Annotated in this window: 12 protein-coding genes; 5 read left to right on the top strand and 7 right to left on the bottom strand. The window is 73.3% G+C overall.

Annotated elements, in window-relative coordinates:
• Positions 1–167: 167 nt before the first annotated feature.
• The 5 genes from EDD28_RS01485 to EDD28_RS01460 all read right to left on the bottom strand — a co-directional run bounded on the left by EDD28_RS01485 (position 168) and on the right by EDD28_RS01460 (position 5,691).
• Positions 168–2,570, bottom strand: a complete 2,403-nt coding sequence (locus EDD28_RS01485) for an LGFP repeat-containing protein (RefSeq protein WP_123738018.1) — start codon at positions 2,568–2,570, stop codon at positions 168–170.
• Positions 2,567–2,842, bottom strand: a complete 276-nt coding sequence (locus EDD28_RS01480; protein WP_123738017.1) for a hypothetical protein — start codon at positions 2,840–2,842, stop codon at positions 2,567–2,569. The genes EDD28_RS01485 and EDD28_RS01480 overlap by 4 nt, the downstream gene beginning before the upstream one ends.
• Positions 2,843–3,207: 365 nt before the next feature.
• Entirely contained in the window at positions 3,208–4,197 is a 990-nt protein-coding gene (rfbB, locus tag EDD28_RS01470; RefSeq protein ID WP_123738016.1) for a dTDP-glucose 4,6-dehydratase, read from the bottom strand.
• 31 nt (positions 4,198–4,228) lie between these two features.
• A complete protein-coding gene (gene rfbA, locus EDD28_RS01465) occupies positions 4,229–5,089 on the bottom strand; it encodes a glucose-1-phosphate thymidylyltransferase RfbA (protein WP_123738015.1) in 861 nt (286 codons plus the stop codon).
• Positions 5,089–5,691: a dTDP-4-dehydrorhamnose 3,5-epimerase family protein gene (locus EDD28_RS01460; RefSeq protein ID WP_245967866.1), complete on the bottom strand. Its 603-nt coding sequence runs from the start codon at positions 5,689–5,691 to the stop codon at positions 5,089–5,091. The genes rfbA and EDD28_RS01460 overlap by 1 nt, the downstream gene beginning before the upstream one ends.
• Positions 5,692–5,966: 275 nt before the next feature.
• Here EDD28_RS01460 and EDD28_RS01455 point away from each other — a divergent pair, with 275 nt between their 5' ends.
• Positions 5,967–7,049, top strand: a complete 1,083-nt coding sequence (locus tag EDD28_RS01455) for a glycosyltransferase family protein (protein WP_123738013.1) — start codon at positions 5,967–5,969, stop codon at positions 7,047–7,049.
• Positions 7,046–8,221, top strand: a complete 1,176-nt coding sequence (locus EDD28_RS01450; RefSeq protein WP_148059511.1) for an MATE family efflux transporter — start codon at positions 7,046–7,048, stop codon at positions 8,219–8,221. Before EDD28_RS01455 ends, EDD28_RS01450 begins: the two co-directional genes overlap by 4 nt.
• Before the next feature lie 44 nt (positions 8,222–8,265).
• Here EDD28_RS01450 and EDD28_RS01445 read toward each other — a convergent pair whose 3' ends face one another.
• Positions 8,266–8,961, bottom strand: a complete 696-nt coding sequence (locus tag EDD28_RS01445; RefSeq protein ID WP_123738011.1) for a TIGR03089 family protein — start codon at positions 8,959–8,961, stop codon at positions 8,266–8,268.
• 146 nt (positions 8,962–9,107) lie between these two features.
• Between EDD28_RS01445 and EDD28_RS01440 the strand changes: the two genes are divergently transcribed.
• The 3 genes from EDD28_RS01440 to EDD28_RS17220 all read left to right on the top strand — a co-directional run bounded on the left by EDD28_RS01440 (position 9,108) and on the right by EDD28_RS17220 (position 14,929).
• Entirely contained in the window at positions 9,108–9,410 is a 303-nt protein-coding gene (locus tag EDD28_RS01440; RefSeq protein ID WP_123738010.1) for a WhiB family transcriptional regulator, read from the top strand.
• A gap of 66 nt (positions 9,411–9,476) precedes the next feature.
• Positions 9,477–12,854 carry a glycosyltransferase gene (locus tag EDD28_RS01435; protein ID WP_148059510.1) on the top strand — a complete coding sequence of 1,126 codons (3,378 nt, stop codon included), beginning with the start codon at positions 9,477–9,479 and terminating at the stop codon, positions 12,852–12,854.
• Positions 12,851–14,929, top strand: a complete 2,079-nt coding sequence (locus EDD28_RS17220; RefSeq protein ID WP_170169312.1) for a DUF5719 family protein — start codon at positions 12,851–12,853, stop codon at positions 14,927–14,929. The genes EDD28_RS01435 and EDD28_RS17220 overlap by 4 nt, the downstream gene beginning before the upstream one ends.
• Positions 14,930–14,968: 39 nt before the next feature.
• On the opposite strand, the gene rfbD is transcribed toward EDD28_RS17220, so the two are convergent.
• Positions 14,969–15,811: a dTDP-4-dehydrorhamnose reductase gene (rfbD, locus tag EDD28_RS01425; RefSeq protein WP_123738008.1), complete on the bottom strand. Its 843-nt coding sequence runs from the start codon at positions 15,809–15,811 to the stop codon at positions 14,969–14,971.
• Positions 15,812–15,835 lie beyond the last annotated feature (24 nt).

Here is a 15,835-nt window from a genome sequence, read left to right as displayed (position 1 = left end):
CGCCCTGGGAGAGTAGCGGACCTGTGAACCGGTCATGAACAGGCTTTGAACTGCTTGTGTCGGCGAGGGGTGCCGAACCGGTCGCATCGCCTGCTCGTGAGACGCCGCAGGCGCCGCAGCGACTGCGGCGCCTGCGGCGTGTCGGGGTGTGTCGTCGGTCGAGTGCGCTAGTCGGCCGTGGACGAGGTGACGCTCGGCGACGCCGTGGCGGACGGATCCGTCGCGGCCGGTCCCGAGGGGCTCGGGGACGGGCTGGCCTGCGGTGACGCCGGCTCGCTCGGGGACGCCGACTCCTCGGGAGTCGTCGCGCGATCCGACGGCGAGGTGGAGTCGGGGGCCCGCCCGGCCGACGGGGCGGAGAGCTGCGACGTCTTCCCGGCCCGGGGTTGGGTGGTGGTGCCGGTGGTGGCGGTCCAGGTGGCGATGACGTTGGTGTAGGTGATCTGGCAGGTGCCGTTGGTGCAGGTCTCCTGGGTCAGGGGCCAGCCCCAGGTGCCGTCCTGTGCGCCGGCGCGCTTCCATGCGGTGGTGATGCCGGTGCCGTGCTGGTGGTAGGCGCCCACGCCGGTGGCGGTGTGGGTGATGATGCCGTTGGTGAAGTTCTGGTACCAGCCCCCGCCGTTCGCGGTGGACCAGGTGATGGGGCCGGTGGACAGGCCGGGGCCTGCGAGGCCGCCGTACTTGTTCCACGTGCCGGCGATCCCGCCGCTGACCTCGTACGGGTGACGGGGTTGGGTGGTGGTGCCGGTGGTGGCGGTCCAGGTGGCGATGACGTTGGTGTAGGTGATCTGGCAGGTGCCGTTGGTGCAGGTCTCCTGGGTCAGGGGCCAGCCCCAGGTGCCGTCCTGTGCGCCGGCGCGCTTCCATGCGGTGGTGATGCCGGTGCCGTGCTGGTGGTAGGCGCCCACGCCGGTGGCGGTGTGGGTGATGATGCCGTTGGTGAAGTTCTGGTACCAGCCCCCGCCGTTCGCGGTGGACCAGGTGATGGGGCCGGTGGACAGGCCGGGGCCTGCGAGGCCGCCGTACTTGTTCCACGTGCCGGCGATCCCGCCGCTGACCTCGTACGGGTGACGGGGTTGGGTGGTGGTGCCGGTGGTGGCGGTCCAGGTGGCGATGACGTTGGTGTAGGTGATCTGGCAGGTGCCGTTGGTGCAGGTCTCCTGGGTCAGGGGCCAGCCCCAGGTGCCGTCCTGTGCGCCGGCGCGCTTCCATGCGGTGGTGATGCCGGTGCCGTGCTGGTGGTAGGCGCCCACGCCGGTGGCGGTGTGGGTGATGATGCCGTTGGTGAAGTTCTGGTACCAGCCCCCGCCGTTCGCGGTGGACCAGGTGATGGGGCCGGTGGACAGGCCGGGGCCTGCGAGGCCGCCGTACTTGTTCCACGTGCCGGCGATCCCGCCGCTGACCTCGTACGGGTGACGGGGTTGGGTGGTGGTGCCGGTGGTGGCGGTCCAGGTGGCGATGACGTTGGTGTAGGTGATCTGGCAGGTGCCGTTGGTGCAGGTCTCCTGGGTCAGGGGCCAGCCCCAGGTGCCGTCCTGTGCGCCGGCGCGCTTCCATGCGGTGGTGATGCCGGTGCCGTGCTGGTGGTAGGCGCCCACGCCGGTGGCGGTGTGGGTGATGATGCCGTTGGTGAAGTTCTGGTACCAGCCCCCGCCGTTCGCGGTGGACCAGGTGATGGGGCCGGTGGACACGCCCGGGCCGGCGACACCGCCGTGTGCCGTCCACGTGGACAGGATCCCGCCCTCGACCGGATAGGCGTGGGCGATGCCCGTCGGAGACCCGAACCAGTCGCTCCAGAACGTCCACGTGTTGATCTGGGCGAACGACGTGCACGAGTCGCCGTTGCCGTAGATGTTCTTGAGGATGGCCTCGTTGGCCTGGAACGGCGTGTAGATGTAGAGCGCCCGCGTCGCCTCGTTCTGGATGTAGACCGGGCCGCTGCCGCACGAGGCCTTGAAGTTGTACGGGATGGTGTTGACGCGGCCGGCTTGGAATCCGTACGAGGTCGGCCGCGACTTGTACACCTTGTACTGCCATGCCGCGCGGTACACCTGGTTGAAGAACCCGTAGTACTCGGCGTCGCACGGCTGTCCGTCCGGGCAGCCGTACCCGGTCGCGATCTGGTAGGCGCGATTGGTCGGCTTCGTCCGGGTGATGAGGCTCTGCTCCTTCTGCAGGAGCACGACGAGCGCCTTCTGGCTGATCCCGCACGACTTCCCGACCCCGGCGATGATCTCCGCCGCGGTCTGCGTGCCAGCCGCGTAGCCGTTGCAGTAGGAGTCCTTCGCCTTCGCGACCGTCGGTCCCTGCCAGCTCTTGATGCAGGGCTGCTCACCGGCGACGCAGCTCGTCCCCTTGGAGTTGAGGAAGGTCTGCACCTCCTGGGCCGTCATCGCGTTGCCGTCGTAGAAGTTCTCGTCCGAGATGATGTATCCCGGGTCGTAGTCCTTCCCGTCGGCGGCCTCGGCGGTCGCCGGACCGCCGGGCAGGACGGGGGCGACGAGGGCGGCCGCCGACACGAGGACGGCCGTGAGCAGCAGGGTCAGGGATCGACCGGCGCGGACGGTCATGGGGCTCCGATCGGGGCAGTGGCGCGACCGCTGGTGGTCGCGGAACGGTACTCGAGCGTGACCTCGTCGCCGACCTTGGCGTTCGGGGCGTCGACGGTGATGGGGTCGCACCACGTCACGGTGGCGTCGGCGAACGCGGCAGCCGAGGCCGACACGGTCTGACCGCCGGACGTCACGGTCGCCGTGCAGGTCCCGCCGTCCTCGAGGACCCCGGCGACGAAGCCGTTGACCTCCACGACGCCGTCGCGCAGCTCGGCGTAGCTGATGCTCACCGCGGCACCGCCCTGGCCGGACGAGGTGGGCTCCGGCGTCGCCGATGCCGTCGCGGACGGCGACGTCGACGGTGAGGGTGACGACGACGGCGTGGGGGAGCCGCTCGTCGAGCCGCTTGGCGACGGCGTCGAGGACGCGCTGGTCGACGGGCCGGTCGAGGGCGTCGAGGACGACCCGCTCGGCGAGGACGACGGTGACGGAGTCGTTCCCGGCTGCGGCGACGTGCACGCGGCGAGGAGAGCGACGCCCAGCAGGGCAGCACCCAGCCCGGCGCGTTGGCGGCTTGTCATCCCGTCATTGTGCCCATCGAGGCGTTCACATCCCTGCAGGCGCGCCCCGGTGTACAGGGATCGTCCGAGCCGCTCTACTGGTGGCGCGCCGCGTAGGACGCCTCGACCGCTGCCTTCGCCGGACGCCACCACTCCTCGTTCTCGCGGTACCAGTCGACCGTGCTGAGGAGCCCGTCGCGGAAGCTCGGGTGGCTCGGTCGCCATCCGAGCTCGTCGCGCAGGCGACTCGCGTCGATGGCGTACCGGAGATCGTGTCCCGGGCGGTCGGCGACCAGCTCGATGTCATCGGGATCCCGGCCGAACGCTTCGAGAAGAGCGCGCGCGACCTCGAGGTTCGACAGCTCGCAGTCGGCTCCGATCAGGTAGGTCTCCCCGATCCTTCCCCGCTCCAGCACGGACCAGACGGCGCGGTTGTGGTCGTCGACGTGGATCCAGTCACGGACGTTGGCGCCGGAGCCGTACACCCGTGGCCGCACACCGTCGATGAGACCGGTGATCTGGCGGGGGATGAACTTCTCGACGTGCTGATACGGCCCGTAGTTGTTCGAGCAGTTCGAGATCGTCGCCTCCAGGCCGAACGAGCGGACCCAGGCCCGGACGAGGAGGTCGGACCCCGCCTTCGTCGAGGAGTACGGACTCGAGGGGTTGTAGGGAGTCTCCGGGGTGAACCTGGCGGGATCGTCCAGCTGGAGGTCGCCGTAGACCTCGTCGGTCGAGATGTGGTGGAACCGGGTGCCGTGCCGCCGGGCGGCCTCGAGAAGCGTGAACGTCCCGACCAGGTTCGTGTGGACGAACGGCGACGGGTCGGCGATCGAGTTGTCGTTGTGGGACTCCGCCGCGAAGTGCACGACGGCGTCCGCCTCCCGCACGAGCTCCTCGACGAGGTCGCGGTCGGCGATGTCGCCCTCGACGAACCGGATCGGCAGCCCGTCGAGCGAGCGTCGATCGCCGGCATAGGTGAGGCGGTCGAGCACGGTCATGCTGACGTCGGGCCGCTCCGCGGTCGTGAGTCGGACGAAGTTGGATCCGATGAATCCAGCACCGCCCGTGACGAGAAGTCTCATGTCCACCCTTTCGTGGGTTCGGCTCCAGGAGTCAGCCGAGGAGCCGGAGCAGGTAGTCGCCGTAACCGGACTTCGCCAGTGAGTGCGCTCGCGCCCGGAGGTCGTCGTCCGTGAGGAACCCGCGCCGCCACGCGACCTCCTCGGGGCAACCGATCTTGAGATCGGTTCGCTTCTCGATCGTACGGACGTAGTTCGCGGCGTCCAGCAGGGAGTCGAACGTCCCGGTGTCGAGCCACGCGGTCCCGCGTGGGAGTGGGGAGACCAGCAGCTTGCCCGCCTCCAGGTAGGTGCGGTTGACGTCGGTGATCTCGTACTCCCCGCGCGCGGACGGCTCGATGTCCCGCGCGATCGCCACGACGTCGTTGTCGTAGAAGTACAGGCCGGGGACGGCGTAGGAGGAGCGGGGTCGCGCGGGCTTCTCCTCGAGCGAGAGCGCGACTCCATCGGTGTCGAACTCGACGACCCCGTAGGCCGTGGGGTCGGCGACCTTGTAGGCGAACACAGCGGCGCCGTCCACGTCGGAGAAGTTCATGAGCTGCGAGCCCAGACCGGGTCCGTAGAAGATGTTGTCACCGAGGACGAGCGCCACCTTCTCGCGCCCGATGAAGCTCGCGCCCAGCACGAATGCCTGGGCCAGGCCGTTCGGCTCCGCCTGCACCGCGTAGTCGATGGAGATGCCGAACTGGGCTCCGTCACCAAGGAGACGCTGGAAGGAGACGACGTCGTGCGGCGTCGTGATGACGAGGACGTCTCGTATCCCGGCGAGCATGAGCGTCGAGAGCGGGTAGTAGACCATGGGCTTGTCGTAGACCGGAGCGAGCTGTTTGCTGACCCCCATCGTGACGGGGTGCAGTCTGCTCCCCGTGCCGCCGGCCAGGATTATTCCGCGCATCAGTCGTCCTCGTGCTCGTGTGCCTCATGGGAGCGCAGAGCGGCGAGCGCATCCGCGAAGGAGGGAGCCGCCGCGTCCTTCTCCGAGATCTGGTCCCGGTCGCCCGGGTCGATCGGGATCGGCCAGGCGACGTCGAGGGAGGGGTCGAGCGGGGTGATCGCGACCCCGGCCATGCCGGGCCGCCACTCCTCGTCGAAACAGTAGAGGTACTGGCTCCCGCCCGGCGAGATCGACTGGAAACCGTTGCAGACGCCTCGCGGAACCAACACCTGGACACCGACGACGAGGGGCACCGTGACCACCTGCCCGAGTGTCGGCGACGTGGGTCGGGCATCGACGTAGACGCCGAACGCCTCCCCGCTCGCGACCGCCACCAGCTTGGTCATGTCCTCGCCGTGCAACCCTCGCACGGCGCCCTGGCGCGTTGCGGTGAGGTTGATCTGGCGCCACGGACCGATGTCGACTCCCGTCCGGCCGAACGTGCTCGAGCGGAAGAACTCGCGAATGGTCCCTCGGCCGTCCGATATCTCCTTGGTCCTCAGGACGAGGAGGCCGTCGATGGCGCTTTGCTCTGCCGCGAGCGAGTCGGTCGTGGGGGGCACGGAGTTCCTCTTCGAGAGTGCGTTTCGCCGAGCGCACGGCACGAGCGATCGTGGGAGAGGCGCTGACGCCGAGGTCGGTGGCGCGTTCGAGCCACGCTGGTAGCGTATCGCCGGTGACTTGCGAGGATCCAAGCAACGCGCCGCGTCGCTCGTCGCTCCCGCGGCCGGCTCACCCCCTGGACGGGATCGGTCCGGACGGGGCATGGCACGCCCCGCGCCCCCGGCCCTCGTCGTGCGAGTGACATCGTGACGGTGACACCCAGAGCTGCGCGCACGTGAGCTCGCAACCGCTCGTCGTCGCCTCGCAGTACGGCGCTGGCGGGAGCAGCACGCGCGTCAGGCTGTACGACTGGCTCAGCCACACCGGGATCGAGCCGGTGCAGCGGTTCGAGTACCGCGGAGCCTCGTCGAACTCCCCGGTGGCACTCGTGCGCGACCCCGTCGGCACGTGGCGGGGAGAGCGCGCGATCACGAGGCTCGTGACGTCCGCCCCCGGACACACGGTGCTGCTCTCACGAGAGCTCTCGCCGCTCGGAACGGGACGGTCGGAGGCACGTCTGCTGACCCGCGCCGCCCGCGGTGTCTACGACTTCGACGACGCTCTCTACGCCGACCTGCCGGGGGTGCCGTTCGGCAACCTGCTCTCCCGGCGCCGCACCTGGGCCCGCGCCGTCGAGGCGGCGGACGTCGTCATCGCCGGGAGCGACGAGCTGGCGGAGCACGCGGCCGAGCTCAGCGATCGCGTCGTCGTCATACCGAGCTGTGTCGAGCACGAGAGCTACGACGTCAAGACCGACTTCGAGATCGTCGACCGACCCGTCGCCGTGTGGATCGGCTCACCGGCGACCGAGCCCTACCTCCACCTCATCGGCGATCAGCTGCTGCGCGCCCATCGAGAGCTGGGGCTGCGGCTGCGGGTCATCAGCGCAGGCAGCCGCAGCCTTGGCGAGCTCGATCGCATGGTGGACCGCACGCCGTGGCGTCCGGACACCTTCGCGGACGAGCTCTCGGCCGCCGACCTCGGGATCATGCCCCTGCCGGACGACGAGTGGACGCGCGGCAAGTGCGCCTACAAGCTGCTCCAGTACGCGGCAGCCGGCCTGCCGCTCATCGGTAGCGCGGTGGGTGCGAACATCCCTGTCCTGGAACGCCTCGGTGGTGTCGCCGCCGCGACCGATACGGAGTGGTACGACGGTCTCGTCGGTCTCACCCGCGCCACGGCATCGGAGCGGGCCGCCTCGGGTCGCAGGGCGCGCGAGGGGGTTGTCGCCGACTTCAGCTTCTCCGCCTGGGAGGGACGATGGCGGGACGCGGTGGGGCTGGGGACGCAGCCGGCCGCATCTGGCAGCCCCGCGTGAGGGGGTCGCTGGGGCACGTGCCGTTCGGGGCGCTCTACTCCGCCCTCACGCCGGTCGTCGCTCTTCTCGTCCTCGCGCCGACGGAGTACGGCCAGTTCTCCGTCGTGTACCTGGTCGCGGCGTTCGGAATCTCCACGCAGTTCTCTCTGGTCAGTGAGGCCTGGCTGCGTGACGGCGGACTCCTGGACGACACGCGCGGAGCAGCCGATCGCTATCTCGGTGCGGCGACGAGCTGCGCGATCCTGTTCGGGGTCGCGGGCGCGGTCGCGACCCTCGTCGTTCTTGGGCCATCGCCCTTCCACCTGGTCAGCGGGTTCCTCGCCGTTGCGTTCACCACCTATCGGATGTCGACCCGCTACGCGGCCGTTGCCCGCGGCCAGCACAGGAGAGCGGTCGCCAGCGATCTGGTCGCGACGGGTGTCTTCGTCGCGGTGCTGGTCGGAGCGTGGGGGTCGGACCACCTCATCTGGACCGCGTGGGCCGCGAGCTCGGTCGGAGCCGGCATCGTCCTCGCGGTCCCGCGCATCCCGGCCGGGTGCGGACTCGTGGCGTGGGTCCGAGAGAAGAGGCGCCACATCGGCGTGCTGCTGGCGGACTCCGCTCTGCTCGACCTCGGGTCCATCGGAGTTCCGCTGATCCTCGCGGGGCTCATGCCGGCCGCCAGTTTCGGCGTCTACCGCGCCGTCTCCAGCGCGGCGATGCCGGCTGGTCTGCTTCTGGAGCCCATGCGTCCGACTCTCGCCCACCTCGGACCGCGGGGGCTGTTCACCGTCCGCGTGCTCGCCGGTCTGGCTGCGGCAGCTGCGGCGTGCGCGCTGGCGGTGTGGGGTGTGCTGGAGCTCGTGCTCCCCGCCATCGGCCGACCGGCCGGGACCCTGTCGGCGCTCGTCCCGTACGCGCTGCCGACGGCCCTGTTCGTCGGGAGCTTCCTGGTGGGCCAGGTCGCCTACATCGTGGCGCGCGGGACGACGGGCTGGCGGGGCCTGATGACGGGTCGGGTCGGGCAGACCGTCGCCGCCATCGTGCTCCCCATCGCCGGGTTCGCGCTGGGAGGACTGGGCGGTGCGATCTGGGGGTTCGTGGCATCGGCGGGTGCGGCGGCCGTGATCTGGATCCTCGTGTGCCGCCGGCACGCGGGTGACCCGCCCGGAGAGCCGTCGCCGAGCCGCTGAGGGTCACCGCCTCCGCCGCGCGACCGCCGGTGACGCGGGGGAGCTCAGCCGGCGCCCTCGAGGACGACGTCGGCGTCGGAGGACCACTCGCGCACCGCGACGGCTCCCCACCACGTCTCCCCGGTCCCGCCCGGCTCCTCGCGGCCGAAGAGGTCGGCGAACGTCCACGTCCGCCCGTCCAGCTCCAGCGCGGTCCGGGCCGCCTCCGTCGTCCGGACGGGCCCGAGGTCGTCCGGCTGCGCCGCGACGTCGGCCGCACCGTCGAGCGCCCCGGCCGGGAGCCCACCCACGACCCGGAGCGCGAACGACGCCATGGGCACGAGCACCACGAGCTCGACGCCGTCGCGCACGGCGTCCTTGGCCGCGGAGGCCGACGCGGTCACGAGCACGTCGGGCAGCTCGGAACCGCCGGGAGGGTGCTCAACGTCCGGCGCGTCGACGATCTCGGCCGCGACGACGGTCGCGCCGGTCAGCCACGCGCCCGTCGCCCAGGCGAGCGTGCGCCAGTGCAGGGGCAGGTCGAGCACGACGCGGGTGCCGGGTCCGGCGTCGATCTCCTCGACGAGCAGGTTCGCAACTTTGTTCGCCCACGTCGCGCTGACCCGGCCGGACAGCTCGAGTCGTTCGGGCGTGCCGTCGACGACGCCGGTCCAGCTGAGCCGGGGGAGCGGTCCGCTGGCCGCCAGCGAGGCGAGCGCGGAGGACACGCGCGGGGCGCCGTCGGAAGGGCTCGGGATCATGCCCCCAACCTAGGTCGAAACCCGCTCGACACGCCGATGTCCACACTTTCGTTACGCCCCAGCGGCTTGACGGGACGGGATTACACGCGTGTAATTCAGGTACGCCCTGTGGGGGCACACGGCGCACACGATCTGGAGGCATACGGATGTGGAACATCCTCGGCGAGGGACCGCTCTCGTCGCCGACCGCCTGGAACGCGATCAATCTTGGACCATTCACGGGCGAGGGGGCCCTCGAGTGGCAGGAGCGCGCCCTGTGCGCGCAGACGGACCCGGAGGCGTTCTTCCCTGAGAAGGGCGGATCCACGCGGGAGGCCAAGCGGGTCTGCGCCTCCTGCGAGGTCCGGGCGGAGTGCCTCGAGTACGCGCTGGCCAACGACGAGCGTTTCGGCATCTGGGGCGGGCTGTCGGAGCGGGAGCGTCGGCGCCTCAAGCGCCGCGCCGTCTAGCCGCCTCCGGAATCCGAGGCCATCGCCATCGTGACGTCAGCCGTGTCAGGGCGCGAGCATCCGAGCGTGCTCGCTCTCGTGGTGACCCGCGGCGTGAGTCCGTGGCTCCCCGACGCCCTGCGCGCCCTCGCCGCCTCGCGGCGGGCTCCCGAGCGGGTCGTCGTCGCCGTCGTCGACCCGGGCGCCGTCGTCGCCGTCTCGACCCTGTGCCAGGAGAGCGGGCTCGCGCACGCCGACGTCGTGCCGGCCGCCGGCGCGGCGACCTTCGGCGCCGCTGCCCGCGCCGTCCTCGACCGCTTCCCCGCCACTCGCAACCAGTGGCTCTGGCTGCTGCACGACGACGCCGCCCCGACGCCGACCGCGCTGACCGCGCAGCTCGCCGCCGTCGAGCAGGCGCAGTCCGTGGTGATCGTCGGCGCGAAGAACGTCGAGTGGAACGCCCCGGACGAGCTCATCTCCGTCGGCGTCGGCATGACCCCCTCCGGTCGGCGGTTCACCGCCATGGAGGAGAGCGAGATCGACCAGGGGCAGTACGACGACCGGTCCGACGTGCTCGCGGTCCCGCTCGCGGGCGCGCTCGTCCGCCGCGACGTCTGGGACGCGCTCGGCGGGCCCGACCCCGCGCTCGGGCCGTACGGCGACGGAGCCGATCTCACCCGGCGCGCCAGGCTCGCCGGGCACCGGGTCGTCGTCGCGCCGCGCGCCGTCGTGCGTCACGCCCGGGCCTCCTACCTCTCCCTGCGCTCTCCCGAGCACGGTCCGCCCGGCCCCTCGGCCGAACCCGACACCGAACGGTCCTGGGCGGCCCGCCGCCAGGCGGTGCTGCACTCGCGGCTGGCGGGCACGTCGGGCGTCGGGTTCGTCCTCGCCTTCCTCGGGATGTACCTGCTGGCGCCCGTCCGGGCCCTCGGCCGGGTCGCGACCAAGGAGTTCGGGCTCATCGGGGCCGAGCTGCGGTCGCCGTTCGTCGCGACGGCCCGGCTCGGCGCCGTGTTCCGCGCCCGGTCCCGCGCCCGGGCGACCGCCGTGCTGCCGCGCCGCGTGCTGCGCCCGCTCCAGGTCGGCCTCGGCGCCCGGCTCGCGGTGTGGCGCGACGCGCGGCTCCAGGCCGCGGCGAGCCGCCGGGCGGCCCGGGCGCGCAGCGAGCTCGAGATCGCCGAGGCGGCGGCGCTCGCCCGGAAGCGGCGCTGGGTGCTGCTCGGCGTCGCCGTGCTGACGGTCGGCGTCGCCGCGGTCGCGCTGGCCCCGCTGATCTTCGCCGGGCCGCTCACCGGCGGCGGCCTGCTCCCCGTCTCCTCGGACGTGCACCGGCTGTGGCAGGACGCCGTCTCGCCGTGGCTCGCCGTCGGCGACGGGCACGCGCTGCTCGCGCAGCCCTTCCTGCTGGTCCTGGCCGGGCTCACCGTCCTGCTCGGCGGCCTGTGGGGCACCCCGGTGTGGGTCGCCGTCACGGTCCTGCTCGTCGGCGCCGTGCCCCTCGCCGGCCTCGGTGCCTGGTTCGCGGCCGGCGCCGCCACCCGCAGCCGCGCCGCTCGCGCCTGGGCCGCGCTCGCCTGGGCGCTGATGCCCCCGCTGCTGCTCGGCGTCTCGCAGGGACGGATCGGCGCCGTCCTCGCGCACGTGACGCTGCCCTGGGTCGCCCTCGGGATCGCCCGAGCGCTGGGCGTCCAGGCTCGCGACGTCATCCTCTCCGGGATGGTCGGGGCGCGCCGCGTGCACGTCTCGGAGACGGACGACGCCGACGGCCGCGTCGACGGGGCGGTCGGCGACCCGGCTGGTGACCCGGCGGCGTCGAGCATCGAGCCCACCGCGCGCCGACGCCCCGCCGGGTCGATCGCGGCCGCGGCCGCCGCCGGTCTCGTCCTCGCCGTGGCGAGCGCCGGTGCCCCCGTGCTGTTGCCGCTGTCGATCGCCGTCGTCGTGGTGCTCCTCGTCCTCCTCCCGCGCCGTGTGCGCGGCCGGGCGCGCCTGCTCCTGGTGCCACTGCCGTCGATCATGCTGCTCGGTCCCTGGCTCGCCGCGCCGTTCACGGCGACCGAGGAGGCCGGGGCGCTGGACGTCGCGCTGCGTCGTCTCCTCGGCGAGGCCGGGGTCCCCGTCGCCTACACGCAGGCCGCGCCGTGGCAGTCGCTGCTGCTGTGGCCCTCCGACCCGACGGCGGAGAGCGTGACGGCGCCGCTCACCGGATCGCTGCTCGTGCTCGCCATCGCCACCGGGGCGAGCGTGCTCGTCGGCGCGCTCGTCGCGCTCCTGCGCTCGGGTCCCCGGGCGCCGGGGGTCCGGCTCGCCTGGCTCGTCGCCGTCCTGGGGCTCGCGGCGGCGCTCCTGCTCCCGCTCGTGCCGGTCGGGACCGTGAGCGGCGCCGACACCGCCGGGCTGGCGCAGCCCGTCGCCGACGCCTGGCCCGGTCCGGCGCTCTCGCTGCTGCTGCTCGGGCTCCTCGTCGCCGGGACGTGTGCGATCGACGGTGCCCGCGACCGGTTGGCGGAGGCGTCCTTCGGGTGGCGCCAGGCCTCCGGGGGCATCCTCGCGCTCGTCCTCGGCGCCGGCGTCGGTCTGGCGGGGGCCGGCTGGATCGCGCTGCTGCGCACCCCGGACGCCGTGCTCGTCGAGGCGCGCGGGGACCGACCGGTGCCCGCCCTCGGCCTGCAGGTCCAGGACTCGGCCGCGGCGAGCCGGGTGCTCTCCATCCTTCCGACGGCCGAGGGGCTCGACGTCCAGCTCTGGCGCGCCGACGGCCCGCAGCTCCTCGACGCCGCGCTGGCCTCGGACGCGCTGACCGGGTCGCTCCTCGACCCGACGACGACGGCGCCGGACGCAGCGACCCAGTCGCTCGCCGTCGCGGTGTCCCAGCTCACGGTCTCCGCCGACGAGGCCGTCCCGGGGCTCGTCGAGCACGCCATCGCCGCGGTCGTCGTGCCGCCCGCCGGCTCGGCCGTCCGGCCCGGCGTCGACGAGACGGCGGCCGCGACGCTCGCGGCCGCGCTCGACGGCACGGCGGGCCTCGAGCGCGTGACGACCAACGCGTCCGGAACGGTCTGGCGCGTCGTCGCGACCGACGGCGTCGCCCGCGTCCGGGTGCTGGACGCCGAGTCCGCCCTGCCGTCGGACACCGTCGAGAACGCCGGCCCGGACCTGCCCGTCGGAGCGCTGGCCTCGGAGGCGGTCACCGCGCGCGGCTCCCTCGCGCCGAGCCCGGACGAGCGCGTCGTCGTCCTCGCCGACCGCGCGGCACCGGGGTGGCGGGCCACGCTGGACGGGCGCGAGCTCGAGACGCGGACGTGGGGCTGGCAGCAGGCGTTCACGGTGCCGGCCGACGCGTCCGGCACGGTCCGCATCGAGTACGACGACCCGGCGCGCACGGCGTGGGGCTGGGCCCAGGGCATCGTCCTCGGTCTCGTGGCGCTCCTCGCGCTCCCGACGCGGCGGCGGGAGGACGCATGACCGACGACGACACGACACCGCGGCTGAGCTCGCCCTACTCGCTCGAGCCCGACCCGGAGCCGCCCGTCCGGCCAGAGGCCGCCGAGCCCGACGAGGTGACGGGGACGGCGGGGGAGACCGACGAGGCCGCGAGCGAGGCCGAGGTGACGGACGCGGACGTCGCGCCCGAGCCGAGCGCTCCGGAGCGCCCGGAGACGACCGCCGCCGGCGACGACTCCCGTCGCGAGACGACGACTGACGACGCGACCGAGGGCGACGTGACCGAGGGCGACGTGACGGAGCCGGCAGCAGCCGAGCGGGAGCCCGAGGCGCCAGAGCGCGAGCCGGAGCCCGCCGGTCCGGCGCCCTCCGGCGACGGCGGGTCCGCCGCGGCGACGGCCGTGAGCCCGACGGCCGCGGCGGCGGCCGAGCCCGCGAAGCGTCGGGCTCGGACCTCACGCGCCGAGAAGACGAAGGACGCGGCGCGTCCGGGACGGACAGCTCGCGCGGCGCGTCCGGACCGTGCTGCACGCCCGCGTCGTCCGCTCGTCACGACCCTGCGCGCGGTGACCGGCCTCGCCGTCGTCGCGCTGGCCGCCGGGGCGGTGGCCGCGGCGGGCACGCTGCCGGCCGGTCCGGAGCTGGCCGCGGCACCGCTCTCGGTCGACGTGCCGCCGACCGAGGTCGCCCTCGTCTGCCCGGCCCCCGCGACGGGCGCGGGCGGCGGCGGTTCCGACGCGGAGCTCGGGGGCGCGTCGGACGTCAGCTCGGCCCTGGTGGCCGGCGTCCTGACGCGCGACGACGGACTCGGCACAGCGACGCTCGGCGCCCTCCCGGACGGGAGCGTCACCGAGCTGGAGCCCGGCGACGCAGCGGCCGCCGGGTCGCTGGCCGCCGTCGAGACCGGCACGGTGCTCCGCGGCGAGCCGACCGGCGTCGCCGCGTTCGCGAGCGCGGGGCTCGCGCAGCGCGCGCTCTCCGGTGACCTGCGCGGCCTGGGCGCCCTGGCGTGCCCCGGCGGCGGGACGACGGCCTGGTTCGTCGCCGGTCGCACGACCGTCGGGTCGAGCACGGTGCTGCAGCTCGCCAACCCCGGCTCGACGCCCGCGACCGTGTCGGTGCGCGCCTGGAGCGAGACCGGCGAGGTGTCGATCGACCGCGGTGAGGTCGTCGTCGCGCCGGGCGAGACCATCGAGCAGGCGATCGAGGCGCTGGCGCCGGACGTGTCGCGGCTCGCCCTGCTCGTCAGCTCGCGCGGCGGCGTGATCGCCGCGTCGCTGCGCACGACCGACCTCGACGGGCTCACGGCCGCCGGGCTGGACCTCGTCGGCGCGACGGGCGGCCCGGGGACGGACCTGGTCGTGCCCGGCGTCGTGCTCGGGTCGAGCACCGTCGACGACGGCGACCCGTCCCTCGTGCGTCTCCTCAACCCGGGCTCCGAGCCGGCGGAGGTCGTGCTCGAGCTCGTCGGAGCCGACGGCGTCCACCTCCTCGGCGGCGACCAGCGCTTCGTCGTCGATCCCGGTGTCGTGGCGGAGGTCTCGCTCGCGGGGGCGCCCGCCGGGACGTACGCGCTGCGGGCCACCTCGGACGTGCCGATCGTGGCCGGCGTCTCGCTCGTCCGCGTCGGCGGGCCCGACCCGATCGATCCGGACGTGCCCCTGGTGGACCGGGCCTGGCTCGGCTCCGTGCCGCTCGCGGCGAGCTCGGTGGTCGCGGTGCCGGGGCTGGGCTCGCTGGCCGACCGCGCGGTGCTCGTCCTTGCCGGTGAGGACGGCGGCGCCGACGGCGAGTCCGACGAGGACGCGGCGGAGGCGGCCGACGTCGAGGTCGCGGTCACCGCGATCGGCGCGGACGGTTCCGTCGTGGGCGAGACGTCCGTGACCGTGCCGGCCGGCCGGTCGACGGCGGTCGACCTGACGGCGCTCTCACCGGCGACGGCGCTCGTCCGGCTCGACGCGACCGGCGGCGCGGGTGTCAGCTCCGCGGTCGTGCTGACCTACGCCGACGAGCTGGGCGAGCTCATCTCGGTGGTACCGGCGACGGAGGACCCGCAGGTCGAGCGCACCGTCCACGTGGCCGTCACGGCCGGCTGAGCGCCACCCCTTCAGCGGCCGGCTGCTCCCGGGCGGCGGTCACGCCAGGATCGCGGGCGCCGCGATCTCCCAGCGTTCCCGCCAGGGCCCGATCGGGGTGACGCCGATGTCGTGGAGCCGGTCGTGTCCGAGGACGGAGTAGGCCGGTCGAGGGGCCGGACGCACGAACGCATCGCTCGTGGTCGGTCGCACCATCGCCGGTTCGAGCCCCTGGGCGGCGACCACGGCCTGGGCGAACGTGAACCAGGTCGTCTCACCGGACGAGGTCGCGTGGTAGCAGCCTCCCGGCGCGTCCGACTCGACGAGTCGAGCCACCAGGTCGGCCACGTCGACGGTCCAGGTCGGCTGTCCGACCTGGTCGTCGACGACGTCGAGGTGATCACGCTCGCTCGCGGCGCGTCCGATCGTTCTGGGGAAGCTGCCGCCGCCGGCACCGTACAGCCAGGCCGTTCGCACGACGAGGTGTTCTGCTCCGGCGGCGCGGACGGCCCACTCGCCCGCGGCCTTCGTGCGGCCGTAGGCGGACCGCGGGCGCGCGGGATCGTCCTCGGCGTACGGCGAGTCGGCCGTTCCCGAGAAGACGTAGTCGGTCGAGATCTGGACCAGGCGTGCCCCGGCGGACGTCGCCGCGCGAGCCAGGAGCTGGGGCGCGACCGCGTTGAGCAGGAATGCCTCCGGCTCACGCTCCTCCGCGGCGTCGACGTTCGTCCACGCGGCACAGTTGACGACGACGTCGACGTCGCGAACCGCCAGGTCGACCTGGCTCGGGTCGGTGATGTCGACCTCGCCGCGGTCGGTCGCACGCACGTCGTGCTCGCTCGCGAACCGCTGGCAGAGGTCCTTGCCGAGCATTCCTTCGGCACCGGTCACGAGAACGCGCACCTGGAGGTCTCCTTCGTCGAGGTC

The sequence above is a fragment of the Salana multivorans genome, assembly GCF_003751805.1.
Taxonomy (GTDB): domain Bacteria; phylum Actinomycetota; class Actinomycetes; order Actinomycetales; family Beutenbergiaceae; genus Salana; species Salana multivorans.
Note: the sequence above shows the minus strand (reverse complement) of the source record. Positions and strands in the feature narration are given on the sequence as shown.